Source organism: Lewinella sp. 4G2, assembly GCF_001625015.1.
Lineage (GTDB): Bacteria > Bacteroidota > Bacteroidia > Chitinophagales > Saprospiraceae > Neolewinella.
Genome location: NZ_LVWJ02000014.1, coordinates 166,298 through 192,769, shown reverse-complemented (window position 1 = coordinate 192,769; position 26,472 = coordinate 166,298). Strand labels below are relative to the sequence as shown.

Below are 26,472 nucleotides of genomic sequence, written 5' to 3'. Positions count from 1 at the left end.
GGGGTCGCAAAGAGGAGTAAGAAGAGCGAGACGAAAGAGAAGAATGCCTCCGCTGGCCACTCTTCTTAAACCTCTCTACCGCCTTAATCCCCTTTGCGAAAAAAAGCGGAGCCTCTAACTGTCGGAACTACCGAAACAACTTAGAAGAATGGTTCCGTGCGGCTCTAGTTTAGCTACGCTGCTCCTACGGGGTCGCAAAGAAGTGGAAGATGATTAAGGCGAAAGAGAAGAATGCCACTACGGATATCTCCTCTTAATCCTCTCTACCGCATTAATCTCCTTTGCGAAATAAACTTCCCCCTAACCCACAAAGTGATCCACCGCCCGCGCCGTCAACGCCATGTAGGTAAGGCTGGGGTTCGTACACCCCGCACTCGTCATCGCCGCCCCGTCGGTGACGTAGAGATTGCGGCAATTCCATACCTGGTTGTGTTTATTCAGGACGGAGGTCTTCGGGTCCCGGCCCATCCGTGCGGTACCCATTTCGTGGATGCCGAAACCCGGGTGGACTTCCTCCTTGTACTGTCTGATCTTTTTACCACCGGCAGCCTCCATCATCTCGGCGGCGTAGTCGCGCATATCCTCCCGCATCAGGCGTTCGTTTTCGCCGAAGCCGGCGTCGAGGGTGATCGTGGGTAGCCCGTCTTTATCGAGGACGTCTTCGTTCAGGGTCATCCGATTATCGGGGTGGGGGAGGGTCTCCCCGAAGCCGGTGATGCCCATCCGCCAGCCACCGGGGGTGGCGAGTTGCTCTTTAAATCCAGGCCCTATGCTGAGTTCCTTCACGAGACCTTTCCAGTTGCCCCGGCTGGCTCCGCCCTGGTAGCCAAAGCCCCGGAGGTAGTCCCGCTTGGACGCCCGGTCCAGGTTAACGAAGCGGGGCACGTATACCCCGTTCGCCTTTCTTCCCTTAAAGTAACCGTCACGGTGGTCGTCAAAGCTGGCGGAGGCGCCGACGCGGTGGTGATGGTCCATAATGTTGCGGCCTACCTGGTCGCTGTCGTTGCCCAAGCCATTGGGTTGGGCGTCAGACTTGCTGGCCAGCAGAATGGCGGCGGAGTTCAGCGCCGAAGCGCAGAGGAAGATGGCACCATTCGTAAAGAATTCCGTCTCCTCTCCCTTTTCCGTCAGCTTCACCCGGACGCCCTTCGCGCGTTGCCCGTCCGCATCGTAGATAATCTCCCGCACGGCGGCGTGGTTCACCAACGTCATGTTCCCGGTAGCTTCGGCGACGACGAGCGGCCCCGAATTGCTGCTGTAATAACCGCCGTAGGGGCAGCCGCGCCGGCACCGGTCGCGGTACTGGCAGTTCCCCCGCGTACCCAAATTTACCGCAGGGTCGTACTGCGTCAGGTGGGCCACCCGCCCTTCCGTGACGCGGCGGCCGGGAAGTTTTGCCTGCACGCGGTCCCGAAACTGGGCCTCAATGCAGTTCAACTCCATGGGCGGCTGAAAGGGACCGTCCGGCAAGTGGGGGATGTTCTCCTTTCGCCCCGAGATGCCAATGAATTTGGTCACGTAGGTGTACCAGGGTTTCAGATCTCTTGCCCGGATGGGCCAATCCACCCCGATGCCCTCGCGGGCGTTGGCTTCGAAATCGAGGTCACTCAATTCGTAACACTGCCGGCCCCAAATGAGGGAACGGCCTCCGGTCTGGTAGCCACGGATCCAGTCAAAGCGGCGTTTTTCGGAGTAGGGGTACTCACTATCCTTATTAAAAAAGTGGATGCCGCCTTCTTCGACGATGTAGCTTTTACGGATCAACTTTGGGTAGTCCTTCGCAATCACGTCGGCGGGGATCTTGCCCTGGTGCTCAAAATCCCACGTGTCCATATTGGCCGTCGGGTAATCACCGTGCTTAACCGGGCGGCCCCGTTCCAGGACGAGCGTCTTCAGCCCCTTGCGGCAGAGTTCCATGGCGGCGATGCCACCACTAATACCGGTACCGATCACGATGGCGTCGTAACGGTTCGGGTCCGAATTGTTGAGATTTGGCGCTTGCATGCCGTAAGATAAAAATTACGGCGCAGGGAACCTTCTAGCCGCTTCGGTACGTGACCTTTTGAGCTCCCGGCTCCCGGCCTCCAGGCCGGGTTCTTACTTTGCAGAGTGTCTCAAATCTTGGTAAATAGTCTTTGAACTACTTCAAGCCTAGGTCTCACACCATCGTCGAGTTCCAAACCAACCAACCCGACGTGGACTTCGGGAGCCAGAGATGCAGAGCTTTTAAACCGCCGCCCCAACCGAAGCAATCAGCCCCGCAAATACCGCGTGGCCGTCCGTGTTTCCGAGGATCTCCTCCGCCGCCCGCTCGGGGTGGGGCATCATGCCGAAGACGTTGCGGCCCTTGTTGCAGATGCCGGCAATCGCCTGGGTGCTGCCGTTGATGTTGGCCGTGTCGGTCAGTTCTCCGGTCGGTTCGGCGTAGTGGAAGAGTACCTGTTCGTTGGCGATCAGGTCCACGATCGTTTCCTGGTCCGCGTAGTAACGGCCCTCAGCGTGGGCTACAGGAATCTTCAGCACCTGCCCGGCCTCCAGTTTGCTGGTGATGGCGGACTTATTGGTCTCCACCCGCAGGAAAACGTTCCGGGCGATGAATTTTTGTTCCTGGTTCCGCAGCAGCGCACCGGGTAGGAGGCCCGCTTCGCAGAGGATCTGGAAGCCATTACAGATGCCGAATACGTACCCACCCTTAGCCGCAAATTCTTGCACAGCCTCCATGATGGGGCTGAAGCGCGCCACCGCCCCGGCCCGCACGTAATCACCGTAGCTGAAGCCGCCGGGCACGACGATGCAATCATCCGTCGTAAAGCCCGAGAGGTCCTTATCCTTATGCCAGAGTTTGACGGTTTCGCAGCCCATCACGTCGCGCAGGACGTGGACCATATCATCATCACAGTTACTGCCGGGGAATTGAATGACGCCAAACTTCATAAGGGTGGGGTTTTGTAAGGCGCAAAAGTACGCAAGTTCGTGCACTAGCGGGCTAGTTATTGGCCACCTTCCTGGGGTTCTTCCGTTCCGTCACGCTTCAAGAAATGCCGCAGCGCTCCCAGGAAGATCACATTGATGATACCGTACATGAGGCTTGTGTTGATGGCCTCATTCCGCGGTACTTCCGGCCAGAATAGGCGGTACACCAAGAAGTAGATGGGTACCAGCACGAGGAACAGGATGCCACAGTACTTCAGCGTCCCCTTCAATTTTTCACTCATGTTATTTCGTCTTGATGTTCAGGTATTCCCGCAGCGCCAGGATCTGCGGCTGGCTCCCCACCACGATGAAACTTTCCCCTTCCTTTAGCGTCGCTTCAGGCCCGGGGTTGACGGCGTAGCGCCCGTTGCCCTTCCGGTGGCCAATGATGTTGACGCCGCTTTCCCGCCGCAAATTCAAATCTTTAATTGGGCGCTGCCGCAGGTGCCGGGGAAGTTGGTCGAACAGGATCTCCTCGAAACCAATGTCGCTATCCAATTCATTGGTGACGTAACTGAAGAACTCGACCGCACCCGGCTTGGAGATGAGGGTGGCCATGTAAAACCCACCGATCTGTTCGGGCATAATGACGTGGCTGGCTCCCGCCTTGATGAGCTTCTCACGGCTCCGGGCTTGTTGGGCCCGGCTTACTAAGCGGGCATCAGGATTAAGATCCCGCGCCGAAAGGACGATGAAGAGGTTGTCCGAATCATCATCCAGCGCCGTAATGAGGCTCGATGCGCGGTCGATACCAGCTTCCAGCAATACCTCGTCGTGGGTGGCATCCCCAATGATGTAGATCAGGTCGTACTGCTCGAATTCCGGGTCGAGGACCTTCTTCTCTTTTTCGTCGATGACCACGAAGTCCTGCCCGTGCTCGATCAGGTGGCGGGTGATCTCCTTGCCGTACCGGCCGAAACCACAGACGATCGTGTGACCCTTGAGGGCGTTGATACGGGCCTGGCGGCGGTTGTAATCCATTTGCTCAAATAATTTTCCTTCAATGACGTAATAGGAGAAGGCAGCCAGGGCGTAGGCGACGATCCCGACGTTGAACACAATAATAACGGATAGAAATAAACGCCCGGCCTGGCTCAGCGTGCCCACCTCCCCGAAACCCACGGTGGAAAGCGTGATCGCCGTCATGTAAAAGGCATCCACGAACCCGTAGCCTTCGATCAGCATCAGGCCCACCGTCGTTACGATGGCGCTGCCGATCACCAACTGCACGGCCAAGCCCAGATCCAACGAAGTGGAGCGGATGTTTAGGTAAGCCAGTAAGCGGGAAATAAGTCCGTGCCGCATGGCCGTAAAGGTAACTTGGCCATCCCGGATCAAACCATTGCGGGATGGCCATAGATATCGGGTTGGCGCGGATAACAAGATACTTGCTGAGGTAGTGGTCCGGTACCACTTTCGTCCGGCGATAAACATTATCCCGCCGCTTGTTTTACACCAAGCATGAAACCTAAAGTGACCATCTTCTGGCACCGCCGCGACCTCAGATTTGAAGACAACGCCGGGCTGTACCGTGCCCTCAAGGCGGGAGGCCCCGTCCTCCCCATTTTCATCTTCGACCGCAACATCCTCGATAAGCTACCCGAGCAGCACGATGCCCGGGTGATGTTCATCCGTGATAACGTTGCTGCCCTCGCAGACACCTACCGCAGTATGGGGGGTGACCTGCGTGCGTTCTATGGGAAACCACTGGATATCTGGAAGCAACTGCAAGCCAATTACGACGTCCAGGCCGTGTACACCAACCGGGACTACGAGCCCTACGCCATCGCCCGGGATAAGGCCGTGGAGGACCTGCTCAACGAACGCGGAATCCCATTTCACCACTTCAAGGACCACGTCATCTTTGAAAGCGACGAGGTACAGAAGAAGGCCGGCGGCCCCTACACCGTTTTCACGCCCTACTACCGGATGTGGCGTAACAACCTCAATGACCGGTTGAGTAATTACGAGGGTAAGGAGATCTCTTACTACCTCAAACCCTACCCCAACGAGAAGTACGCCGCCAACCTCTGGCAGACGGATACCCACCAAGCCGTCCCGACCCTTTCCGAAATGGGTTTCGCTCCCGCGGATGTCCCCATACCCGGCACCCGCGTCAGCGCCCAAATTATTAAGACCTACGACCAGACGCGAAACATCCCCGGCATCGAAGGCACCTCCCGGCTTAGCGTACACTTCCGCCACGGGACGGTCTCGATCCGCCAGAAAGCGCTGCGGGCCATGAGCCTGAACGAAACGTTTTTAAAGGAACTGGTCTGGCGCGATTTCTACTCCAATATCCTGCAGGAATTCCCCCGCGTGGTGGACGCCCCCTTCCGCGCCGAATACGCGGACATCCCCTGGCGTAATGACGAATCGGAATTCAAACGCTGGTGCGATGGCACGACCGGCGTACCAATTGTGGATGCAGGAATGCGCCAACTAAACGAATCCGGCTGGATGCACAACCGCGTTCGGATGATCGTGGCCAGCTACCTGACCAAGCACCTGCTCATCGACTGGCGCTGGGGCGAAGGCTACTTTGCCGATAAATTACTGGATTACGAACTGGCGAGTAACAACGGTGGTTGGCAGTGGGCCGCCGGCTGCGGGACGGACGCCCAGCCCTACTTCCGCATCTTCAACTACGACAGCCAGCAGAAGAAATTCGACCCGAAATATGAGTACGTAAAGCAGTGGGTGCCCGAATACGGCACGCCGGAGTACCCCGCCGAACCCATGGTGGAACACAAGTTCGGGCGGGAGCGAGCCCTGGAAGTGTACAAAAGCGCCCTGGCAAAAGCGAGAAGTTGATCGCACATCAGTGGGCAGATGAGTGTTCCGATAAGCGCCCGTCTTCTTATTGTTAGGATTCCGTTAACGCGATTGGGCTCCGGTTGTGGCCGCAGTCCCCCAAATGATGGGGTGGCGAATGGCTTCGGGCTGGACCTAGCTTTGCGGCCTCTCCCCAGCCGAATATTGTATGCCCAGCTTTACACCCCCCAACTTCTACCGGCTCGCCAGCCTGATGCTGCTACTCATTTGTTGCAGCCACCTCAGCGGCCAACGCCGGCTCAACCTCTTCATCGACTGCGAGTGTAACCGTAACTTCCTCAAACAGGAGTTGAGCTACGTTAACCACACCGTGGATCCAGTTAGTGCTGAAGTCAACCTCTTCATCGTGACCAACTACCTCAGCAATGGTGGGCGGGTATACAATCTGGACTTTAAAGGGCAGGAGGAATTGGCGGGGAACCAACTCAGTTTTAAAGTCTCCACCACGGCGGTGATGACTAGCGTAGAGCGGGATGAACTACTGGGGCAGCGCATTAAACTGGGGCTGGCCGGCTTCCTGGCCGGAACGGCCTACGGCGACCTCGCCGAGCTGAACGTCGATGCCATCCCGGAAGCTACCGTAGACTCCCTCGCGGCTAGCGACGACGGAGCGGCTACCCAGGACAACTGGAACAACTGGCTCTTCGAAATCCAGGCCCGTTTCTCCACCAGCAAGGAAAGCCAGCGAGGAACGAGCACCCTGCGCGCCGGAATCGATATTGACCGGACGACGCCGGAACTGCGGGTCCGCATTAGCCCCAATATCTTTTACCGGACCCAATCCGTTACCCAGTCCGACGGCACGGTACTGAACTCAATCCGCCAGGATCTGTGGTTCAACGCCTCCGTCGTAAGGAGTATTAGCGACCACTGGTCGGTAGGGCTCTTTAACTCTCAGACCTCCTCTACCTTTAGAAATATCGACTACGGATTGTGGGTAGCTCCGGCGATCGAGTACAACATCTTCGATTACGACGAGGTCCCTTTCAAGGAGTTTACCATTGCCTACCGCCTGGGTTGGAACCGGAACTACTATACGGAAGAGACCATCTTCTTCAAGCTGGAAGAGAGTATGATCCGTCAGGTACTGGATATTGATCTGCGGATTCGCCAGCGGTGGGGCCAGGTGTTTGCCGGTATCTCCGGTGGTAATTTTCTGAACGACCTCTCCAAAAACCGCCTCAGCCTGAATGGCCGGGCCAACGTCCGTCTCATTAAAGGCCTATCGTTTACGGCCGGGGGGAGCTACCAGATCATCAACGACCAGATCAGCCTGCGGCGGGGGGAAGCCTCGGTGGAGGACGTCCTGCTGGGCCAATCCCAACTGGCCACCAACTTCGAGGCGGAACTGAGCTTTGGGCTGAGTTACACCTTTGGCAGCCTTTACAACAACGTCATAAATACAAGACTGTAACCGGCTTTCGCCAATTACAGTCTTAATGGTTCTTCCATAGGAGGAAGCGCCAGTGGGTTGCCAACCTTGTGGTTGGGTCTATTATGTTTTAAGGTGGAGGGCAGAGGTAGAGACTTTCCGAATTAGACGAATCCGAAACTCACGCTCACCTAAGTCTTAGGGTTGACTCCCTAGAGGCCACCGGCAGCACCAGCTCCCTGAGCGCCAACGGCCAATGCCGTTACGATGCAGAGGATGAAGAGGGCGGCGGCGAGGCCCCAGGTGATCTTTTCAATCACGTCCGTAGAGCGGCTGGCACCAATTACCTGGTTGGCCTGCGTGCCACCGAAAGTGGAGTCGATACCACCACCCTTGGGGTTTTGGATCAGCACTACGAGCATGAGGAGAAGGCAGATAACACCGGTCAGGATAGTAAGAAGATTGACCATGGGGGATTATAATTTATCGTAACGGGGCGCGGAGCGAATGGCGCCGGCGCCGGCAGTGGTAAGGGTAAGACTATTCATCCGGGCCGTTGCGCTGCTTCAGGTCCTGAATGAGGGCCGCAAATATCGGGCTTTTTTCCGGGTTCGCCAAAGCGAGCTGCTCGTAGATCCGAATGGCGTGGTGATATTGCCCCTGCTGAATAAATACCTCCGCTAGAGTAGGGCTAATAATGCCCTCGGAGGCAATCAGGCTACGACGGGCAATTTTTTTGATGGATTTTTTCTGTTCCTTAGCCCGAGCAACCTGGCGGTCACGGATGCTTTGCAGCCGTTTGCGTAACTCTTCCTTCGTGCTGATGGGCGCGCGCACGCTGAAGTCAGCCGGGTCTTGCGGAATGGCTGTAGGTGAAAAATCACTGGGGGTGGGCTCCGCTTCCCGTTCGCTCAGGTCACTGGAAGTAATGGTGGCGGGTGGAGTAACTGCCATGGTTTCCACCGTGCGGACCGCATGATCGGCGGCGGGCAGGGGAGATCGCTCCGGTGGAGGAGGGGGCATTTCTTCCTCGATGGATGCACCACTGGTGGGGTAGGAAGAGTTCGAAGTACCAGTCTCCATATCGTCGTCAAAGCCAGGTACGTTGGTAGGACTTGGCTCTATCGGGAGAGGGGCTTCCGCACTGAGTTGGGTGCCAGCGTTGAGAACTGTGGGAGCTCCGTAGTCCTCCTCTTCGTCCAGCAGCAACGCTTCGGGGGCCATTAGGTCTTCGAGGGAAAAGGTGGGTTCTTCTTCCGTAAACTCCTCCGCCGCACTGGCTTCTCCGTTCAGCAGCGCGTACAGCGTATCGAATAATTGCTCCCGATCAAAGGTCTGGGTAGCGGCACGCTGTAGGTAAGTCTGGCTTTCCGGGTGCCCGTTCAGTTCCGCGGCCAGGGCAAGCAAAAGTTGTGCGTTAGCGGAGTAGGGATAGCGAGCGGTAAGTTGGCCGATTGAGTCAATATCTACTCCGATCAAAGAGGAGGGGTCGCGCAAGTAGCTGAGAAAAGTTGCGTTAGTCATACCGGAAACTAGAGGGGCCGACAAAGGTCGGTGCTGCTGCGCTGGATTCCCAACGGCAGCGGCAAGATCACAAATTGTGAAGGGATCACGTGAGTGGAATGCTTGCTTTTATACTTGTAAGCTGACTATTGTTTAAACAACGGACGCAGGTAATCCGATAAAATGTACTAACTTTATAGAGTTACACTGTCCCCCTTAAGCTACGGTTACCCAATTTTCTTTTGTTAACCGTAACGTTTTTTGAGCTAAGCCCATATTTAGAACGACACATGACCCGCCACACCAAACCTATGTCCGAAAACAAAAAAGACGAGATCATCCTCCGCAATGAGGGTGAAGAAGTTCGCATCAACTTCGACGAGTTGCGTGCGGCCGTCCTTGTATTTCGGGCCATCAATCACGACCTGCGCAAACAGATCATCGGACTGCTCGAAAACACACCCGAGATGACGGTGACCGATATCTACGTTGCCCTGCGCGTTGAGCAATCCATCGCCTCCCAGCACTTGGGCATCCTGCGTAAGGCGGGCGTCGTCAAGACTCGACGGGATGGGAAGTTCATCTATTACTCCATCCAAACGGAACGCATGGCTTACCTAGCCGGGGTGATTGAGACGCTGAGTAATTAGTTGGGAGTAGCGAGTTGCAAGTGGCGAGTTGCAAGTAGCGAGTTGGGAGTATCGAGTTGCAAGTATCGAGTTGCAAGTGATATATAGCACTTTGCTGCTATGTAAGGCCAATTTCGTGCCGTAACGGACCGCCGTTGCGAAATACGCTGATTTTCCGTCGGGAGCTAAGTGGAACTTTGCGGGAGTAACGCTTTAGCCATGATCTACCTGTCAGAAAACAAAGTCACCCACATCAATCAGGAACAGCTGGACCTCGTAACGGACCTGCTGCGCGCCATCACCCACCCCGTCCGGCTAGCCATCCTGGATATCCTGGATCGGGAGCATGGCGCGAGTGTTAGCTACCTGGCCGGTGCGCTACGGCTGGATCAGAGCACGGTATCCCTCCATCTCCGTTATCTCCGGGAGGCTAAAGTCGTCACTCGCGAGCGGAAGGATGGCTTCATCTATTACTACAACCACCCGGACCGGTTGTCCACCATTGCGAAGGCCCTTAAGGGCTTTCGGTAGATCATCCGGATGATAGCTTGGTCCTATTCCTCTTCCCTGGCACCTGCGGCAGCGCCCGTATGCCCTGTTGAGGAGTGGCCAGCGGAACTGGCGGAAACGGATTGCGCTTCCTGGTTGGCCACTTTATTGGCCGCCTCGATCCGCGAACTGGAAAAGTAGTAGCTGAGTAGCAGAAAAACCCCAACGGCAATGGCTACGTCAGCGATGTTGAAGACGGGGCGGAAAAAGAGAAAGGCCTGCCCACCCACGAATGGGAACCAAGCCGGGTAGTTACCGTAAAGCAGGGGGAAATACAGCATGTCTACCACCCGGCCGTACAGCAGCGGGGCGTATCCGCCGCCTTCGGGAAACAGCGTAGCCACACCGCCGTGAAAGGAACTTTCCGAAAAAATGACCCCGTAAAAGACGCTGTCGATGATGTTCCCCAGTGCGCCCGCCTGGATGAGGGCAAAACCAACCAGTAGGCGCCGCGGTGCCAGCGTTTTCAACAGCCGGCCGAGGTAAAAGAACAGAAAGGTAACGGCCGTAACGCGGAATAGGGTAAGGAGCAACTTACCGTAACTACCCCCCAGCGAGAGGCCGAAGGCCATCCCATTATTTTCCACGAAGTGGATGAGGGCGCGGTCCATACCCAGTAACTGGATCTCTTCACCGTAGGCCATGTGGGTTTTGACCCAGATCTTCAGCGCCTGATCGGCCAGCAGCACCAGGAAGAGGGTTAGGTAGACGAGGCGGCGGCGGCGCATAGGTTGGTGCTGGCGAGTAGGAGGCGTAAAAAGACAACGGCCCCACCACAGAAGTGGAAGGGCCGCAAATTACATAATCGACGTAGATCTTGTTAACGCGCCTGTTTGGCGGCAATGCTTAAAGTAGTGTGGGGGACGAGCCGCAGCCGCTCCTTGCTAATCAATTTTCCGGTGACGCGGCAAATGCCGTAGACCTTGTTTTCAATGCGCATGCCGGCGTACTCCAGGTGTTGGACGAGCTTGCGCTGGCGGTTGGCCTGGTTTTGTAGGTCGTCCGCCATTGAAGCGTGGTTGCCGTTGTCAATGCCACGCTTCTTGCCATCCTCGCTGTTGGTTTGTTCCGACAGTTGATTGAGGTAAAAGGCCAGTTGCTTGCGGGCCTCAGTGAGTTTCTCATCGATGATGAGCTTGAACTCAGCTAAGTCGGCGTCGCTGTAGCGAGACTGTTCAGCGGCATTCATAGGCAGGAGGGTTAATATTTCGGAAGGCGAAGATAATATAGGCGTACAATCAACCAAACAATTTTCGTCCTGCCAAAAGATTGGTCGGCGTATGAAAAAGAAGCGGAGAGTATGATAAGAGGAATATCCGGTGCAAAAATTGGCCAGTGCCAGAATTAATGAGAAGTTGCTTGGCTACTAGTCCGCCTTCGCCGAAGAAATTTTGGCGAACTGCTTAGCCCGTAATTAATTCGAAAGAGGCGAATTTTCTTGGCAAGCATCCATTCGTAAGGAGAAAATCACCGTTTATCATCAACTACAAACCTTTAGTGGCATTTGCGCTTCTACTGCAAAACCGAACTGATGACGCCCCGCCGCCTGGAATTCAAATCAACCGTCCCCCGCTCCCTGGAAGAAACCTGGAACTTCTTCAGCCGGCCCGAAAACCTGGAAAAGCTGACGCCCGATGACGTGAGTTTTGACATCAAAAGCCCGGTCAAAGGTGTGGAAATGTACGAAGGCATGGTGATCCAATACCGTGTCAGCCCCTTCCCTGGTTTCAGTACGGATTGGGTAACGGAAATTACCCAGATCAAGCACCACGAACACTTCATTGATGACCAGCGGGTTGGCCCATTTGCTCTCTGGCACCACCAACACCACTTTCGGGAGTTGCCCAAAGGCGAAGGCACTGAAATGACGGACATCCTCCACTATCAAGCCCCCCTCGGTATTCTGGGGACGATCGCGGACAAACTGTTCGTCCACCGCCAGGTGCAGGGGATTTTTGAAGCTCGGGAGGAGGCGATTAAGCGGTTATTTCCGAAGTAGTTTATAGTCTGTAGTCTATAGTCTGCAGTCTGTAGCCCGCGACTCTCGGACTACAGACTATAGACTACAGACTATCTTTGCCAGAGTGCGCCACTTGCTTCAATCTGTACTCCCTGCCTTTGTCCTCATCGCTACCCTAAACGGTTTCATGGCCGCGCAGGGAACGCCACTTGGCGTAGTCGGCACCAGTGAAATTTCCCTCGAAAACTGCCGGGCGATCAACTCCCCCGACGTGGATTTTGGCCCCGTACGCTACCAGCAATCTCTGGTCTACTTAACCCGGCCGCGCCGCGGAAGCCTGGATGCACGCACCAAAGAGACCTATTTCCGACTGCACGTAGCGCGCCTGGACAGTCGGAACCTTCCCGGCCGCGGCCGCCGTTTCTCTACGGCTTTGTCTGACAACTTTAATGAGGGGCCCGTCAGTTTCACCCAGGATGAGCAGGTGATCTACTTCACCCGCACCCTGCAACGGGCCGGTGGCACCGTAGAGAGTGAAGAAGGGGAAGCCAACCTTGGCCTCTTCTCCGCCTACCACGATGGGTACGATTGGACGGCCATTCGCCCCCTGCCGCACAATGACCCCAACTTCACGAACCAGCACCCCAGTGTGACCGCTGACGGGCGGCGGATCTTCTTCGCCAGCAATCGCCCCGGCGGCTTCGGTGGCTACGATCTGTACTTTGCGGATTACCGCGACGGCGCCTGGGGTAAAGCCATCAACCTGGGGCCGGAAATCAATACGGGGGGCAACGAAGCCTTTCCCTTTATCCACCCAAGTGGTCGGCTGTTCTTTTCTTCTAACGGGCACCCCGGAATGGGGGGGCAGGATCTGTTCATGATTGACCTCAGCAATCGGGTTTGGGGGCGGCTCGTGAACTTGCCGGAACCCATTAATTCTCCCGATGACGACATCAGTTTAAGCCTCGGCGTGTCTGGTACCACCGGCTACCTCAGCAGTAATCGCCCCGGCGGATCGGGCGAGGATGATATTTACCGGCTTACCCTGCGGCAAGGTCTCATCAGTTTAGAAGGGGCCGGTGCGGTTTCGACGACCTTCAGCGTCTACGACGAACAATCCAGCAAGCGCATCGCGGGCGCCAGCGTCTGGGTGGAAGAACTGACCCCCGCCGGGCGCCTTCCCGCCGGAAATGGATCCTTCGCCTTGGAGGAGACGCGCGATAGCAAAACGATCGTCCAGCGCGGTCGGCCGATCGGTCTCTTCGCGGAAGCCCCCGCGGGCGAAACGGACCGCAATGGAAATTTCAACTACGCCTTCCACCCGGATAGAAAATACTTTGTGACCCTGGCTAAACCTGGCTACGGGGCCAGCCGCTTCGCGTACAGCAATGGCGCGGCAACACCGCTCACCACGCGGGATCAGGGGCTAAAACCCCAAAACTGCATCAACGTTGCGGGCCGCTTGGTCGATCAGTTGGGCCAGGGGGTGTCCGGCACTTCCATAACCTATTATGCGGGGCCTGGAGCGGGGTCTCGAATCGCCGAGGCCAAGACCGGTCCAGGCGGTTACTACGAAGTTTGCCTTCCTCCCGGTGAGGAGTTCGTGGCCAGGGTGGCGGCCGGCGCGCTTACTGATACCGACCGTACGCTTAGCACCCTACCTACGGGAACTGCGCCACTTCCGCGCCACGAGCTGACCCTCGCGCAAAAGCTCCCCAAGACTGGCTTTACGGAAAAGTTCGCCGACGCTATTCTACCGCTGCCCGAGATTGAGTACCCTTATCTCTCCGCTAACCCTTTACCGAATCGGTCACCCGATCTCCTCGTTCTCCGCAACTTCCTGCGCGAGTACCCGACCCTCAAAGTCATCCTGATCGTCCATGCGGATGGCCCTGAACTCCAGGCCCAACTACAGCGCCTTACCGAAGAGCGGGCCATTCGCCTCCGCGCGTACCTGGAGCGGGAGGGCATCGATCCGGCCCGCGTCCGTACCGTCGCCTACGGCAATACCCAACCCCTGGTCTTTTGTGGAGAATGCACCGAGGAAGAGTTCCGCACCAATACCCGTATCGAAGCTAAGGTGATTGATTGGTAGGCTAAAGACTATAGACTACAGACTGTAGACTCAAAAACCCGGCCGCTCCAGGAACCACCTATTGTCGCTGCGCTCGGATAGGTGGCCACCTAGAGAGCCTTATCCCTGCAGACTGCAGACTACAGACTATAGACTGAATACTACCCTAAAAGGGAAAAAGCAAACAAAATAACTCTGTCCAATTCTTAGGTTCAACAATCTGTTTGCTCTAACTTTGAGGCAAGGAAAAATTGTAGTCAAATGGCCTAGCGGAAACGCTGGCCTAGCCCCGGAAGAATTGTCCGGTGGCAAAAGGGTAGAGTCGGCTACTAAACCGACACCATTGAATAAGTACATCACGCCCGATCTGGAGATGCGGATGCAGGATATGGGCCTCGACGAACGCCCCCGCGAACGGATGCGCCGCCACGGTGCCCGTTCCCTCTCCGACGCCGAATTGCTCGCCGTAATCCTTGGCAACGGTAAGCGGGGCGTCTCCGCCCTCGCCCTCAGCCGACAAATCCTCCGTGGTGCTAACCATAACCTGCACGAGCTGGCGCGGGGCGACGTCGCCACCTTCTGCGCCTACGCCGGGGTAGGGGAGGTGAAGGCCCTCCGCCTCATGGCCAGCCTCGAGTTGGGGCGCCGCCGGGAAGCCGCCCTCGCTTTGGTCAAACCCAATTTTGATAACGGGGCGGACTGCGCCCGCTACCTCCGGACCCACCTCGGCGACCTGGACCACGAAGAATTCCACATCCTCTGCCTTAACCGTGCCAACCGGTTGCTGGGCCACCACCGCGTAAGTGAAGGCGGCGTAACCGGCACGGTAGCTGATGCTAAACGCATCTTCCGGTTGACGCTGCAACACCCCAGCGTCACGTCGCTCATTCTGGCCCATAACCACCCCAGTGGCCAGGCCTTCCCCAGCCAGGCCGACCGGGCCCTGACGCATAAACTGGCCGCCGCCGCCCGGCATTTGGACCTGGTGGTGCTGGACCACGTCATCATCGCCGGCCGCCGCCATTACAGCTTTGCGGCCAACAAAGAGATCAACCCAGAGCAAGCGCCAGCAACGCCAGCGGTAAAATAAACATAGACCCTTCCTGCGTGTGCTTACTGTTGTTGTGGGAGTTGGTGAATTGGCCCGGATTGGTGTTATCTTGGCCCCCCGTTAAACATCAGCCTTTCTTTACGGCTTACAGCAGTGGCCGATAGCAAACGGGACTTTCTAACCAAAACTAACCAAATGGCTACCACCTCGGATATCAAGAACGGCTTTACGTTCAAGCACAATAATGACATCGTTTCCATCACGGAATTCCAGCACGTCAAGCCCGGCAAAGGCCCCGCTTTCGTACGGACGAAGTTCAAGAGCCTCTCCACCGGTCGTGTACTGAGTGAGACCTTCCCCTCCGGCCACAAGGTTCAGGAGGTACGCGTCGAGCGCCACAAAATGCAGTTCCTCTACAAGGACGACATGGGGTACCACTTCATGAACAACGAGACCTACGAACAAGCCATGATCGCCGACGCCATGATCGAAAACCCCGGCATGCTGCGGGAAGGCGATACCGTCGAAGTCCTGTACAACACCGAAGACGATACGCCCCTTACCGTAGATCTCCCCCAGTACATCGAAATGGAGATCACCTACACCGAGCCCGGCGTAAAGGGAGATACGGCAACAAATACCCTTAAGCCAGCTACGGTAGAGACGGGGGCCGAAGTACGCGTACCACTTTTCATCAATATCGGTGACCGGATCAAGATTGATACCCGTAGCAACTCTTACGTCGAACGCGCCAAAAGCTAAGCACTACCTAACTATGAGCATTGAAGAAATCCAGGAACTCATCCGCATCATTTCTAAGCGGGAAATCTCCGAGTTCAAATACTCCAACGGTGATGTAAAACTGCACATCCGCGGAAAATCCTACCTCAGCGGTAACGTGAATACGCCCGCTGCCGGTGGCCCTTCCATCATCAACGTACCGGCCGCCCCCGCCTACGCTGCTGCACCCACAGCTGCTCCGGCTCCGGCTCCCGCCGCTGCGCCAGCCGCCGCCGCTCCCCAAAAGGAAGAAGCTGGTGGAAGTAAGGTGGATGAAAGCCACTACGTGCAGATCAAGTCACCCATGATCGGTACCTTCTACCGGTCCTCTTCTCCGGATAAGGACGCCTACGTTAAGGTGGGAGACACCGTCGCCAAAGGCGATACCGTCTGCATCGTAGAAGCGATGAAGCTTTTCAACGAAATTGAGAGTGAAGTGAGCGGTACGATCGTCAAGGTGCTCGTTGAGGACGCCTCGCCGATCGAATACGATATGCCCCTCTTCCTCGTCGACCCTTCCTAAAAGTACGTCCTGCTTTCGTCCTTTCGGGTTAGCCAGGTGCATCCCGACCGGGACGGAAACTGAACGATTACCAGACCACAATTATGGCTGAAAAATTCAAGAAGATCCTCATCGCCAACCGCGGTGAGATTGCGCTGCGCGTGATCCGTACTTGCCGCGAAATGGGCATCAAAACGGTAGCTATTTATTCTACCGCCGACCGCGACAGTCTCCACGTACGGTTCGCCGATGAGGCCGTTTGTATTGGCCCCGCCGCATCCTCGGAAAGCTACCTCAGCATCCCCAAGATCATGGCCGCAGTGGAAATCACCAACGCGGATGCCATCCACCCGGGCTACGGTTTCCTTTCCGAGAATGCGGATTTCGCCGAGGTATGCGCCGACTACGGTATCAAATTCATCGGCCCCGACCCCAAGCAGATCCGCCGCATGGGGGATAAGATTACCGCAAAGGATACGATGATCAAGGCCAAGGTGCCCGTCGTTCCCGGTGATGGCGAGCTGCTTAAATCCGCCGACGATGGCCGCGCCCAAGCCAAGAAAATGGGCTACCCCGTCATGCTCAAAGCGACCGCCGGTGGTGGTGGCAAGGGGATGCGTATCGTCAACGCCGAGGAGGAGTTCCAGAAAGCCTGGGAAAGCGCCCGCACGGAAGCCAAGGCTGCCTTCGGCAATGACGGCATGTACATGGAGAAGTACATCACCAAGCCGCGGCACATCGAGATCCAGGTGATTGGTGACCAGTACGGTAACGTGATCCACCTTTCCGAGCGGGACTGCTCCATTCAGCGCCGCCACCAGAAATTGGTTGAGGAATGCCCCAGCCCCTTCATGACGGATAAGCTCCGCGAAGACATGGGTCAGGCAGCCATCGAAGCGGCCAAGGCTATCAACTACGAAGGCGTCGGTACCGTAGAATTCCTGGTGGATTCGGACCGTAACTTCTACTTCATGGAAATGAACACCCGCATCCAGGTCGAGCACCCGGTAACGGAAGAAGTGATCGACCACGACCTCATCAAGGAACAGATCCGCGTCGCTTACGGTGAGAAGCTTTCCGGGGAAAACTACTATCCCAAAGCCCACGCCATCGAATGCCGCATCAACGCCGAGGACCCCTGGAATAACTTCCGCCCCAGCCCCGGTAAGATCTCCAGCTTCCACAGTTCTAAAGGCCAGGGCGTGCGGGTAGATACCCACGTTTACGCCGGCTACACGATCCCCCCTTACTACGACTCCATGATCGCCAAACTGATCGTGCGTGCCCCGACGCGTAAGGAAGCCATCACCAAAATGGAACGCGCCCTCGACGAATTCATCATCGAAGGCGTCAAGACCACCGTGCCTTTCCACCAGTGGCTCATGAAGCAGGAAGACTTCCGCCAGGGTAATTTCGATACCGGCTGGTTAGGTAAGCAGGAACTGCCGGAGTAGCCAGCACGCTACCAGTATCCTACACGTGAAAAGCCACCGAAGATGGAAGTCTTCGGTGGCTTTTCAGTAGGTGCCAGATGAATAAGGGCGAGTTGGTTACTACGCGCCTCGTTAACCCTTATCCCAAACGACCGCCAAATTGCTGGAGGACCTCAATGGTTTTTTTGATGCCTTCCTTCTCGGTCAGTCCGTTGCCTTCGTACTCAATCCCGATCCAGCCTTTGTACCCGGCGTCCTGGACGATCTTCATCATCTTCGCATAATTGGTTTCCGTGACGAGGCCCGCTGCGTCAAAGTCGTAAGCCTTGGCGGATACGGCTTTGGCGAAGGGCATGAGTTCCTCAACCCCCCTGTAGCGATCGTACTCCGTTTTGCAGCCATCCTCCCACTTTTCGGGGTTGTTCCGTTCTACACAGAAGTTGCCAAAATCGGGCAACGTGCCGCAGTTGTCCATCCCCGTTCCTTTGATGACGCCCGCTAGCCATTGCCCATCAGAACTGTACCCGCCGTGGTTTTCTACGATAACGTTGATGTCCCGTTCCTTACCGTATTCACTCAGGGTCGCCAGGCCTTCGGTTGCGGCCTTAGCGACCTCTTCCCGGCTGCCCTCTCCCGCCGCGTTGACGCGGATACTGTGGCAGCCCAGGTATTTTGCGGCGTCGATCCACTTGTAGTGGTTTTCTACGGCCTGCATTCGTGCCTTCTTGTCTGTATCCCCAAGGTCGCCTTCCCGATCGATCATAATGAGCAGGGATTTCACGTCAGCGTCCATCGCCCGCTTTTGCATCTCCTTCAGGTAGTCCGAATCGGTCGCCTTGTCCTTGAAGAATTGATTGACGTACTCAATCCCCCCCACGCCAAAGGTGTTGCGGGCCATCCCGGCGAAGTCCAGATTGTCCATTTCGCCACCTCGGAGCATCTTATGTAGAGACCACTGCGCCAAGCTGATGTCAAACCATTTGGCTACTTCTCCCGACAGCATATCTTCGGTACTAGCAACTTCTGTGGCGCTGTCGCCGGTGCCGGGTTCATTGGCACAGGCTGCCGCCAAGCCGAGGAGGGATAGTCCAAGAGCGGATTTACCGGTAGTATGGAGGAATTTTCTTCTTTGCATGAGGTGGGTGGTTTGTGGATCGAAATATAGGCAAAAGGCTGGGACCTCCAACCGAAATTAGAAAGGGCTTCCGGTCTGGCACTCCTAATAGAAGTACGTGACCGAAAGCCCTTCGTAAGCATTACTAGTAGGATCAGCCTATCGCGCTAACCCATTCCCTACGGCTTCAATCCAGTCGATCCAACCTACGTCGCCGGGGCGGTGGTGGCCCATATCGTCGGCTACGACGCCACCTTCGCCCTTCCACACAAAGTAGAGATCGCCCATCTCCAGGTCGGCCGCTGATGCAGGTAGCTCCAGGGTAAGCTCGTCCACCCCGTCCCAGGGTTGAGTGGGGCTGACGGTCGTTTGAGCCAGTAATTGCCCGTCTGGGCCGCCGTAGCGAAGTTCTAGTTCCCCGTTCGCGTCACCGTGGAGGCCCAGGCGGAAGCCGGCCAGGCCCTTCAGGTCGATGTTATCCATCTTCAGCCATCCTCCGGGGCGGAAGGCCACTACGCGGAAGGCGAAGTTCTGTCCGCTACCGGGGACGGCCGCGCGGTATAGCCCGTCGTTGCCCGTCTCCACTTCCACGCGGGGTGACCGTAGTACGATCGCTTGCTGGCCAACGAGTGGTGGTGTCTGTTTACCCCCATTGTCCCGGTAGCTGGCGGCGATCACGTAGCTCCCGCTGCCCGTTCCTGGTTTGGCTTTGCCTTCCAGTGGGAGGCCACCGTTATTGAGGCTGAGGATGTACCCCACCATTGTTTCCGCGTCTTCCGTTTTGAGGGCGGGGTGGCCGGACATCAGCCGTTCCCCCCAATTCCCGTTACCGCCTTTGATCACTTTGGTGGCGAGCATCTTGATATTAGCCGGTGTGTCCTCGTAACGCTCGGCTACGGCGAGGTAGGATGGTCCCACGTTTTCGCGGCGCTCGGCGTGGCAGGTGTAGCAATCGGAGCCCTCGATCAGCCCGGCCCCGGCGGCGAAGGCGAGATCTCCACTGGGAAGCTGGTCCGTTCCGCGGCGGAGCCCGTTGGCCAATTTCTCGTCCGCTACCCAGGTAGCGTTGACGAGTACCTTTTTCGGATCTAACCGGCCGTTGACCCTGTCTTCGGCATCATCAACCGTGGCGCGGTAGGCCAGCTCGGATTGCCCGGGAAGGAGGAAACTGCGGTTGTTTTCCATCTCCAATGCAAGGACGGGTCGGGCGTTACCCGCCGCCACGGTCAGGGATTGCTCGGCGGTAGCGCCGGCGGCATCCTCCACCTCCAGGCGAATGATGTGTTCCCCCGCCGCCGTGATGGACGGTTTAAAGTCCATTTCCGTGCTCTCCAATATCCCGTCGATGTACCAGCGGTAGGTGAGGGAATCCTCCGGGTCGGGGTCGCGTGAGTCAGCGGCGGAAAGGGTAGGGCGGAAGGGTAAACCTCCCGCTACCTCACTGGCGTAAAGATCCGCTACCGGAGGCCGGTTGCGGGCGGAGTAGCTCACGCGGATCAGGCGGGCGTCGGGGTTATTCGCGAAATAGTCGTTGCCGTATTCCAGCAGGTACATCGAGCCGTCGCGGCCAATCTTGAAGTCGATCGGCTTGGAGATGGGCAGATTCGGTAGGAAGTCCTCAATCTGAACGATCTGCTGGCGGGCGCTATCCAAGGTCACGGCCTTGATCCAGCTGCGGCCCCATTCGTAGATGAACCACTTGCCGTGGTAGTACTCCGGCAGGGCGGAGTTAGTAATGGGTACCAGGGATTCCGCGTCGTAGAAGGGGCCGGCCATCGCCGACCGGCTACCCGTTCCGAGGATGGGAAATTCCTCGCTCGGCCCGTAGGGGTACCAGATCAGGGCGGGGCGGGCGGGCGGCAATTCCCGGGCACCGGTGTTGTTGGGGCTATCGTTGATGGGGCGTTCGGGATTGAATAGCTCTCCAACGGAATCATCCGTAAAGTCCCGGTCCGGGTAGGCAAAGTTATTTCCTACAAAGTAGGGCCAGCCATAGTTGCCGGCCGTTGCGGCCTGGTTCCACTCATCAAAGCTTTCGGGGCCAAACTTGCCGGCTTCGCCCACGTCCGGGCCGACGTCGCCCCAGTAGAGGTAGTGCGTCCACGGGTCGAGCGCAATCCGAAAGGGGTTGCGGGCGCCCATCACGTAGATCTCCGGCTTGCCGCCCTCTCCGTTCGGGAAGAGATTGCCTTCGGGGATCGTGTACCCACCTTCCGCCGTAGGCGTAATCCGCAGGATCTTGCCCCGTAGGTCGTTAGTGTTGCCACTGGATTTCTGACTGTCGTAGGGTCCGCGGCCAGGGCGTTCATCCAGCGGGCTGTAGCCATTACTTTCCTTAGAGCTCGTGTTATCCCCCGTAGAGAGGTAGAGGTTGCCCAGCCGGTCGAATTCCACCGAGCCGCCGCTGTGGCAGCAACTCTTGCGCTGCACGGGCACCCGTAGGACGACAATCTCGCTGGTCGTATCCAATACCCCGTTTTTGAATTCGAAGCGGCTGAGGAACTGGTCCGTAGAGTCGCAGGGCGCGGGGCTGTAGTAGACGTAAATGTGGTGGTTCGTCTTACCGTAACCAGGGGCCAGGGCAACACCGTGGAGGCCATCTTCGTAGTTGCCTTCAATACAGACGTCGAAATCGTGCACCAGGCTAGTCACGCCACCGCGGTTGATCTTCATTTTACCGCGCCGCTCCAGGAAGAGCACGCTACCGTCGGGCAGCACCTCCATTTCCATGGGTTCGTAAATGGCATCATCCAGTACCTGTACCTGAAAACGGTCTTCTTTTGGTGCAGTCAGTGGGAGCTCATGCGCTGCCGCGGGTGCGGAGTTGGGGGCGGAGGTAAAAAACCCTGCGCTGATGGCGCCACCGTCAGCTAAAGCCGTCATCCCTTTGCCGACGGACCGGGGGCTGGAGGATTTGCCCGTACGTTGCTGTTCGTACCAGGCCCAGCGGTAAGGTTCGGCCGGCCGTGGATCGTCGATGGCCAAACGGCCACCGGCAGCCACGAAGCGCTCGACGGAAGTCCTCCGGTGCGCCGTCAGGCTATCGTGGAGGGGGGAGAGCAGTACGAGGTAGCGGTAATTAAACAGTGAATCTTCCTCCAGCATTCGGTAACCGGCTACGGCGGAAGGTTTCCCGAGCCCTTGCTTGAGCTTATCGAGTATGCCGCCATCCGTTTCCCCGACGATGAGCACCGGGCCGTCCGCGGGGAGGTTAACGTAAGTAGTGGCCTTGTCGTCGCCACAGGCCCACAGTAGGGGCAGCAGCAAAAAGAGTAAGAGCCGTGAGTTGATTGTTTTCGGGGATAGTAACATGATCGTAGGTATCAAATGAATGGGGGCGGAACGGCTTGCCTGTGCTAACCAATATATCCCACCTCCATTTCAGGAAGCACTATTGATAACCAAGATAACACCGTCCACAGGATGTTGGTGCAGGCCATCCTGAACCAATCGATTGTTGGTCCGGTATATTCCTATATTTATACAAGTTCCTGACGGAGGGTGCCTCACCCATTACCCGGCACCTGCGGCAGCGCCCTACTTTCGCTACTTATCAACCACTCACCATGCGCGTAACTAAATTGCTGCGGGACCAAACGGAAAAAATCCCGTTCCTGAAACGAACTACCGGCGCGCCTCCGGGGACGATGGTCTACACCGGCCGCAAGGAGATGGAGGAAGTGCACGTCCACCTTACCCAATTTGGGGCCCAGCAAGAGGATTACTCCCACGAAATGACGGTGGATCAACTCCCCGTCGTCCGCCCCACCGATGGCGTGACTTGGTACGACGTGCGCGGCCTCCATAACGTGAACCTCATTGAAGAATTGGGCCAGCGCTACGCCGTCCACCCCCTCGCGCTGGAAGACATCGTGGACGTGATGACGCGCCCCAAAATGGAGGCGTATCCCGAAGGGATCTTACTGCAGCTAAAGGCTTTTGCCTTCGACGAAACCACCCGCCAACTGAGCGTGGAACAGGTTTCCATCTACCTGCACGATCGTACCGTACTGAGCTTCCAGGAGGACGCTGGCGATTTGCTGGCCTCCGTGCGCAAACGGCTGGAGACGAAGTCCGGCCGCATCCGTACCCGCCCGGCGGATTACCTCGCCTACGCACTGGTGGACAATATTGTGGACCGCTATTTTACCGTCCTGGATAAGGTAGAAGCCGCGCTGGATGAACTGGAAAACCAGATTCTGAAGCGGCCGGAAGTGAAGACCAAAAGCGAGATCCACGACCTTAAACTGAGCTTACTGACGATGCGCAAAAGTATCAGCCCCCTACGAGAGATGGTGAGCACCTTTGGGGATTCGGAACATCACCTCATCTCCGAGGATACCCAGTTGTTCGTGCGGGATTTGAAGGACCACGTCATCCAGGTCACCGACCTCGTAGAGACTTACCGGGACGTAACGAACGGGCTCTATGACCTCTACGTGAGTGAAATCACTTTTCGGACCAATTCGGTGGTGCAGACGCTCACGATCGTGTCCACCATATTCATGCCGCTGAGCTTTCTGGCTGGGATCTACGGAATGAATTTTGAGTATATCCCCGAATTAAAAAATCCGAACGGCTACTTTATTCTGCTCGGTGTGATGTTTACCATCGTCGTGCTGATGTTCGGTTGGTTCTGGCGCCGGGGTTGGCTAAATGGGGGGGATGCTTAGGCAGAGGTAAGAATCGGGACGAAGATTTCAACCCGTTCTTCCATTAATATCGCACGTTCATAGATAAGTTAACCTACCGCGGCCCGGAGTGGCTAGCTTTGCCCACCACATATCTTACCCATGCGCACATTTACTCTCTTCGTACTTGCCCTCTGTTTTACCCAGGGACTTTCCGCTCAGAACGGTGGAGCGTGGACGCTCGAAAAGGCCGTGGAATACGCCTTTGAGAACAACTTGCAGGTCCGGCGGCTCGGGAATATTTCGGAGATCAGCCGTATCCAACAGCAGCAGGCCAAGAACGCGCGGCTTCCGACGGTGAACGGCTCTACCAATATTGGCCTACAGCTCGGCCGGACGATCGACCCCACTACCAATACGTTCGACCAGCAGACGATTGGTTTTCAAGGCTACCAGATCCAGGGTAACGTGCTGCTTTACGCTGGCGGGCAGATCAAAAATGGCCTGCGGCAAGCCGACCTCAACCTTGCGGCCGCGGAAACGGATGCCATCGTGACCCGTAACACCATAGGACTCCAGGTAGCTAACTCTTACCTGACGATTGTGCTGCTCAACGAACAGCTGAACAACGCACAAGCGCAACTGGCCCTCGTCGAGAACCAGCTGTCCAATACGGATCGTTTGATCCAGGCGGGCTCCGTACCCCGCGCCCAGCGCTTCGACCTTGTAGCCCAGGTGGCCAACGCCGAGCGGTCCATCGTGGAGTTGGAAAATCAGGTGGCCATCAGCAAATTGACCCTCCAACTGCTGTTGGAACTCGACCCCGACGAAGCTTTCGACATCGCTACCCCGGAGTTGAACCCTACCGAAGAGCAACTCTTCCAGGATTACGACTTGGCCACCGTGTTACAAGCTGCGCAATCTACTCAACCTACCATCCGGGCAGCGCAACTCCGCCAGGAAGCGGCGGCGGTCGGAACGGACTTGGCAAAGAGTGGTTTACGCCCTACCGTCAGCCTCTTCGGTAGCCTGAGTACGAACTACTCCAGTGTTTCCAAGGACTTCAACAATCCGGACGTGTCCAACGTCGAAGTGGTGCAGGGACCGGACGTACCCGTCATTATCAACGGAATGCCGGGAACGATCTCTAACTTCAACACAACTGGATTGGTCTTCCCGAACCTGGGCTACTTCGACCAACTGGACCGCAACTTCGGCCAGTCGGTAGGTGCCGCGCTGCAGGTACCGATCTACAGCCAGGGGCGGAACAAACTCAACGTACAGGTGGCGGAGGTCCAGCGGCTCAATGCCGGCCTGGACATTGAACAGGCCCGGAACCAATTGCGCAACGACGTACAGTTGGCGCTGGCCGATCTACGGGCCGCCCGGCAATCCTACCGCGCCGCTCAGGTCAGCTTCGAGGCTTCGGAGGACGCCTTCAATAATACGGACCGTCTCTTCCGGGCCGGCGTTGCCAACAGCCTTGACGTAGTGACGGCCACCAATCGTCTCGATCAGGCCCGGACGGAACTCACCAGATCTAAATTTCAACTCATTTTTAACCGCCAGGTAATTGAATTCTACCTAGGGCAAGGACTAACTCTAGAGTAGTCTATAGTCTGTAGTCTATAGTAAATAGACTACGGACTGCAGACTATAGACTACAGACTAAAGACTAAATAATGGCACGCAAAATTGTAATCGGCGTATTCCTACTCATCGTACTCGGCATCGTCGGTGCCCTCATCTTTGGGGACCAGGGGCCGAAGGGCATCCGCGTTTATACTTCGGAAGCTAAGGCAAGGGATATCCAGGAGATCGTCAGCGCCAGTGGCAAGATCTTTCCCCAGACGGAGGTGAAGATCTCTTCCGACGTATCGGGTGAGGTCGTCGAACTTTACGTGGAAGAAGGAGACAGCGTTAAGGCAGGTCAACTACTAGCCAAGATCGACGCCGATGCTTACCAAAGCCAGGTGGCCCGTGGAGTCGCCGGCGTTAACAGTAGCAAGGCGCAGGCCTCCAATGCGAAAGCGCAAATCAGCAGCTTACAGGCCCAGAAAGCGCAGATCGAAGCGCAACTGACCAACGCTCAGGAAATTTATAACCGGAACAAGAGCCTAGCGGCGGATGGTGTAGTCAGCCAGGCCGAATTGGAAGCGAGCGCCGCCAACCTGCGGGGCCTCGAAGCTAACCTACGGGCAGCGGACAGTAATATCAACGCCGCTAAAGAATCCGCCCGCGCCGCTCAGTACGGCGTCGAATCCGCTCAGGCCACCCTCAGTGAACTGCGTACTTCCCTGCGCCGGACGACGATCTACGCTCCCATGGGCGGCGTCGTCTCTCTCCTCAACGTAGAACAGGGCGAACGGGTGGTCGGTACCATCCAAATGACGGGTACCGAACTCATGCGCATCGCCAACCTGAACGCCATGGAAGTACGGGTGGAGGTGTCCGAAAACGACGTCCCCTCCGTCAAGATCGGCAACAAGGCCGAAGTGGAAGTGGACGCCTACATCAACCGGAAGTTCAGCGGCGTCGTCACCCAGATCGCCAACTCCAGCACGACGGCAGGCATCGCCGACAACGTCCTGAATTCAGATCAGGTGACCAACTTCGAAGTTCGTATCAGCATCGAACCGGAAAGCTACGCGGACCTCGTTCGCGAAGGCAACACTTACCCCTTCCGCCCGGGCATGTCCGCTGGCGTGGATATCCTGACTAAGGCCGCAAAGGGCGTAGTGTCCATCCCCGTCGAAGCCGTCACTACCCGCCAAAAGGAAACGGAGGACGAAGACGTAGTTGCCCTAGATGATCTGGACGAAGTCGTGTTTGTAGTGACCGGCGATACCCTACGCAAAGCCATCGTTACTACTGGCCTACAGAACAGTTCCGTCATTGAAGTAACGGGTGGATTGAACAACGGTGACCAGGTTGTCTCCGGCCCCTACAGCGAGTTGCGGAACCTGAAGGAAGGCAAGAAAGTCAACGTTGTAGACAAGGAAGATTTCTACAAGGAGGACGCTAAGTAACGCTATCCCCAGGTCAGAAAGCGAGCATCAGGCGCTA

General features: G+C 56.8%; 23 protein-coding genes. 13 read left to right on the top strand and 10 right to left on the bottom strand.

The window, feature by feature from the left end; translation table 11 throughout:
• Window positions 1-300: 300 nt before the first annotated feature.
• The 4 genes from A3850_RS02685 to A3850_RS02670 all read right to left on the bottom strand — a co-directional run bounded on the left by A3850_RS02685 (window position 301) and on the right by A3850_RS02670 (window position 4,278).
• Window positions 301-2,004, bottom strand: coding sequence for a GMC oxidoreductase (locus tag A3850_RS02685; protein WP_068213943.1), 1,704 nt, complete (start codon window positions 2,002-2,004; stop codon window positions 301-303).
• A gap of 222 nt (window positions 2,005-2,226) precedes the next feature.
• Complete coding sequence (gene purQ / locus A3850_RS02680) at window positions 2,227-2,934, bottom strand: phosphoribosylformylglycinamidine synthase subunit PurQ (protein WP_068213942.1); 708 nt, start codon at window positions 2,932-2,934, stop codon at window positions 2,227-2,229.
• A 56-nt stretch (window positions 2,935-2,990) separates the two neighbouring features.
• Window positions 2,991-3,215 carry a hypothetical protein gene (locus A3850_RS02675; protein ID WP_068213940.1) on the bottom strand — a complete coding sequence of 75 codons (225 nt, stop codon included), beginning with the start codon at window positions 3,213-3,215 and terminating at the stop codon, window positions 2,991-2,993.
• A 1-nt stretch (window position 3,216) separates the two neighbouring features.
• Entirely contained in the window at window positions 3,217-4,278 is a 1,062-nt protein-coding gene (locus A3850_RS02670; protein ID WP_082921892.1) for a TrkA family potassium uptake protein, read from the bottom strand.
• Window positions 4,279-4,434: 156 nt separating this feature from the next.
• Here A3850_RS02670 and A3850_RS02665 point away from each other — a divergent pair, with 156 nt between their 5' ends.
• Window positions 4,435-5,787, top strand: coding sequence for a deoxyribodipyrimidine photo-lyase (locus tag A3850_RS02665; protein ID WP_068213938.1), 1,353 nt, complete (start codon window positions 4,435-4,437; stop codon window positions 5,785-5,787).
• Window positions 5,788-5,956: 169 nt separating this feature from the next.
• A complete protein-coding gene (locus tag A3850_RS02660; RefSeq protein WP_068213936.1) occupies window positions 5,957-7,222 on the top strand; it encodes a hypothetical protein in 1,266 nt (421 codons plus the stop codon).
• Between the two features lie 170 nt (window positions 7,223-7,392).
• Here the strand turns inward: A3850_RS02660 and secG are convergent, their stop codons facing one another.
• Both secG and A3850_RS02650 read right to left on the bottom strand, forming a co-directional pair.
• Window positions 7,393-7,650: a preprotein translocase subunit SecG gene (gene secG / locus A3850_RS02655; RefSeq protein ID WP_068213935.1), complete on the bottom strand. Its 258-nt coding sequence runs from the start codon at window positions 7,648-7,650 to the stop codon at window positions 7,393-7,395.
• A 70-nt stretch (window positions 7,651-7,720) separates the two neighbouring features.
• Window positions 7,721-8,704, bottom strand: coding sequence for a tetratricopeptide repeat-containing protein (locus A3850_RS02650; RefSeq protein ID WP_068213933.1), 984 nt, complete (start codon window positions 8,702-8,704; stop codon window positions 7,721-7,723).
• Window positions 8,705-8,994: 290 nt separating this feature from the next.
• Here A3850_RS02650 and A3850_RS02645 point away from each other — a divergent pair, with 290 nt between their 5' ends.
• A complete protein-coding gene (locus A3850_RS02645; protein ID WP_068213931.1) occupies window positions 8,995-9,333 on the top strand; it encodes a helix-turn-helix transcriptional regulator in 339 nt (112 codons plus the stop codon).
• Window positions 9,334-9,531: 198 nt separating this feature from the next.
• Window positions 9,532-9,843, top strand: a complete 312-nt coding sequence (locus A3850_RS02640; RefSeq protein WP_068213928.1) for a helix-turn-helix transcriptional regulator — start codon at window positions 9,532-9,534, stop codon at window positions 9,841-9,843.
• 23 nt (window positions 9,844-9,866) lie between these two features.
• Here A3850_RS02640 and A3850_RS02635 read toward each other — a convergent pair whose 3' ends face one another.
• Complete coding sequence (locus A3850_RS02635; protein ID WP_082921577.1) at window positions 9,867-10,589, bottom strand: lipoprotein signal peptidase; 723 nt, start codon at window positions 10,587-10,589, stop codon at window positions 9,867-9,869.
• Window positions 10,590-10,681: 92 nt separating this feature from the next.
• Window positions 10,682-11,050: a TraR/DksA C4-type zinc finger protein gene (locus A3850_RS02630; RefSeq protein WP_068213925.1), complete on the bottom strand. Its 369-nt coding sequence runs from the start codon at window positions 11,048-11,050 to the stop codon at window positions 10,682-10,684.
• A 342-nt stretch (window positions 11,051-11,392) separates the two neighbouring features.
• On the opposite strand from A3850_RS02630, the gene A3850_RS02625 reads away from it, so the two are divergent.
• The 6 genes from A3850_RS02625 to accC all read left to right on the top strand — a co-directional run bounded on the left by A3850_RS02625 (window position 11,393) and on the right by accC (window position 17,682).
• Complete coding sequence (locus A3850_RS02625; protein WP_068219346.1) at window positions 11,393-11,860, top strand: SRPBCC family protein; 468 nt, start codon at window positions 11,393-11,395, stop codon at window positions 11,858-11,860.
• Window positions 11,861-11,945: 85 nt separating this feature from the next.
• Window positions 11,946-13,916, top strand: a complete 1,971-nt coding sequence (locus A3850_RS02620) for an OmpA family protein (protein WP_068213923.1) — start codon at window positions 11,946-11,948, stop codon at window positions 13,914-13,916.
• Between the two features lie 322 nt (window positions 13,917-14,238).
• Entirely contained in the window at window positions 14,239-14,985 is a 747-nt protein-coding gene (radC, locus tag A3850_RS02615; protein ID WP_231915274.1) for a DNA repair protein RadC, read from the top strand.
• A gap of 156 nt (window positions 14,986-15,141) precedes the next feature.
• Window positions 15,142-15,708, top strand: coding sequence for an elongation factor P (gene efp, locus A3850_RS02610; RefSeq protein ID WP_068219344.1), 567 nt, complete (start codon window positions 15,142-15,144; stop codon window positions 15,706-15,708).
• Window positions 15,709-15,721: 13 nt separating this feature from the next.
• Complete coding sequence (accB, locus tag A3850_RS02605) at window positions 15,722-16,249, top strand: acetyl-CoA carboxylase biotin carboxyl carrier protein (protein WP_068213921.1); 528 nt, start codon at window positions 15,722-15,724, stop codon at window positions 16,247-16,249.
• 83 nt (window positions 16,250-16,332) lie between these two features.
• Window positions 16,333-17,682, top strand: a complete 1,350-nt coding sequence (accC, locus tag A3850_RS02600) for an acetyl-CoA carboxylase biotin carboxylase subunit (protein ID WP_068213919.1) — start codon at window positions 16,333-16,335, stop codon at window positions 17,680-17,682.
• Window positions 17,683-17,800: 118 nt separating this feature from the next.
• Here accC and A3850_RS02595 read toward each other — a convergent pair whose 3' ends face one another.
• Together A3850_RS02595 and A3850_RS02590 are read right to left on the bottom strand one after the other, a co-directional pair.
• On the bottom strand, window positions 17,801-18,796 hold the full coding sequence (locus tag A3850_RS02595) for a sugar phosphate isomerase/epimerase (protein ID WP_068213918.1): 996 nt from the start codon (window positions 18,794-18,796) through the stop codon (window positions 17,801-17,803).
• Window positions 18,797-18,934: 138 nt separating this feature from the next.
• Window positions 18,935-22,087 (bottom strand): PQQ-dependent sugar dehydrogenase, encoded by a 3,153-nt coding sequence (locus tag A3850_RS02590; protein WP_068213916.1) that lies wholly within the window; start codon window positions 22,085-22,087, stop codon window positions 18,935-18,937.
• A gap of 254 nt (window positions 22,088-22,341) precedes the next feature.
• Between A3850_RS02590 and corA the strand changes: the two genes are divergently transcribed.
• From corA to A3850_RS02575, 3 genes are all read left to right on the top strand, one after another.
• Entirely contained in the window at window positions 22,342-23,448 is a 1,107-nt protein-coding gene (gene corA / locus A3850_RS02585; RefSeq protein ID WP_082921576.1) for a magnesium/cobalt transporter CorA, read from the top strand.
• A 120-nt stretch (window positions 23,449-23,568) separates the two neighbouring features.
• Window positions 23,569-25,017: a TolC family protein gene (locus tag A3850_RS02580; RefSeq protein ID WP_068213914.1), complete on the top strand. Its 1,449-nt coding sequence runs from the start codon at window positions 23,569-23,571 to the stop codon at window positions 25,015-25,017.
• 71 nt (window positions 25,018-25,088) lie between these two features.
• Window positions 25,089-26,435, top strand: coding sequence for an HlyD family secretion protein (locus tag A3850_RS02575; protein ID WP_068213912.1), 1,347 nt, complete (start codon window positions 25,089-25,091; stop codon window positions 26,433-26,435).
• Window positions 26,436-26,472: the final 37 nt, after the last annotated feature.

What these genes read in the sequence shown, in the direction of transcription:
- A3850_RS02685 (WP_068213943.1), bottom strand. Translation starts at nt 2,004, where the DNA reads ATGCAAGCGCCAAATCTCAACAATTCGGACCCGAACCGTTACGACGCC.
- purQ (WP_068213942.1), bottom strand. Translation starts at nt 2,934, where the DNA reads ATGAAGTTTGGCGTCATTCAATTCCCCGGCAGTAACTGTGATGATGAT.
- A3850_RS02675 (WP_068213940.1), bottom strand. Translation starts at nt 3,215, where the DNA reads ATGAGTGAAAAATTGAAGGGGACGCTGAAGTACTGTGGCATCCTGTTC.
- A3850_RS02670 (WP_082921892.1), bottom strand. Translation starts at nt 4,278, where the DNA reads ATGCGGCACGGACTTATTTCCCGCTTACTGGCTTACCTAAACATCCGC.
- A3850_RS02665 (WP_068213938.1), top strand. Translation starts at nt 4,435, where the DNA reads ATGAAACCTAAAGTGACCATCTTCTGGCACCGCCGCGACCTCAGATTT.
- A3850_RS02660 (WP_068213936.1), top strand. Translation starts at nt 5,957, where the DNA reads ATGCCCAGCTTTACACCCCCCAACTTCTACCGGCTCGCCAGCCTGATG.
- secG (WP_068213935.1), bottom strand. Translation starts at nt 7,650, where the DNA reads ATGGTCAATCTTCTTACTATCCTGACCGGTGTTATCTGCCTTCTCCTC.
- A3850_RS02650 (WP_068213933.1), bottom strand. Translation starts at nt 8,704, where the DNA reads ATGACTAACGCAACTTTTCTCAGCTACTTGCGCGACCCCTCCTCTTTG.
- A3850_RS02645 (WP_068213931.1), top strand. Translation starts at nt 8,995, where the DNA reads ATGTCCGAAAACAAAAAAGACGAGATCATCCTCCGCAATGAGGGTGAA.
- A3850_RS02640 (WP_068213928.1), top strand. Translation starts at nt 9,532, where the DNA reads ATGATCTACCTGTCAGAAAACAAAGTCACCCACATCAATCAGGAACAG.
- A3850_RS02635 (WP_082921577.1), bottom strand. Translation starts at nt 10,589, where the DNA reads ATGCGCCGCCGCCGCCTCGTCTACCTAACCCTCTTCCTGGTGCTGCTG.
- A3850_RS02630 (WP_068213925.1), bottom strand. Translation starts at nt 11,050, where the DNA reads ATGAATGCCGCTGAACAGTCTCGCTACAGCGACGCCGACTTAGCTGAG.
- A3850_RS02625 (WP_068219346.1), top strand. Translation starts at nt 11,393, where the DNA reads ATGACGCCCCGCCGCCTGGAATTCAAATCAACCGTCCCCCGCTCCCTG.
- efp (WP_068219344.1), top strand. Translation starts at nt 15,142, where the DNA reads ATGGCTACCACCTCGGATATCAAGAACGGCTTTACGTTCAAGCACAAT.
- accB (WP_068213921.1), top strand. Translation starts at nt 15,722, where the DNA reads ATGAGCATTGAAGAAATCCAGGAACTCATCCGCATCATTTCTAAGCGG.
- accC (WP_068213919.1), top strand. Translation starts at nt 16,333, where the DNA reads ATGGCTGAAAAATTCAAGAAGATCCTCATCGCCAACCGCGGTGAGATT.
- A3850_RS02595 (WP_068213918.1), bottom strand. Translation starts at nt 18,796, where the DNA reads ATGCAAAGAAGAAAATTCCTCCATACTACCGGTAAATCCGCTCTTGGA.
- A3850_RS02590 (WP_068213916.1), bottom strand. Translation starts at nt 22,087, where the DNA reads ATGTTACTATCCCCGAAAACAATCAACTCACGGCTCTTACTCTTTTTG.
- corA (WP_082921576.1), top strand. Translation starts at nt 22,342, where the DNA reads ATGCGCGTAACTAAATTGCTGCGGGACCAAACGGAAAAAATCCCGTTC.
- A3850_RS02580 (WP_068213914.1), top strand. Translation starts at nt 23,569, where the DNA reads ATGCGCACATTTACTCTCTTCGTACTTGCCCTCTGTTTTACCCAGGGA.
- A3850_RS02575 (WP_068213912.1), top strand. Translation starts at nt 25,089, where the DNA reads ATGGCACGCAAAATTGTAATCGGCGTATTCCTACTCATCGTACTCGGC.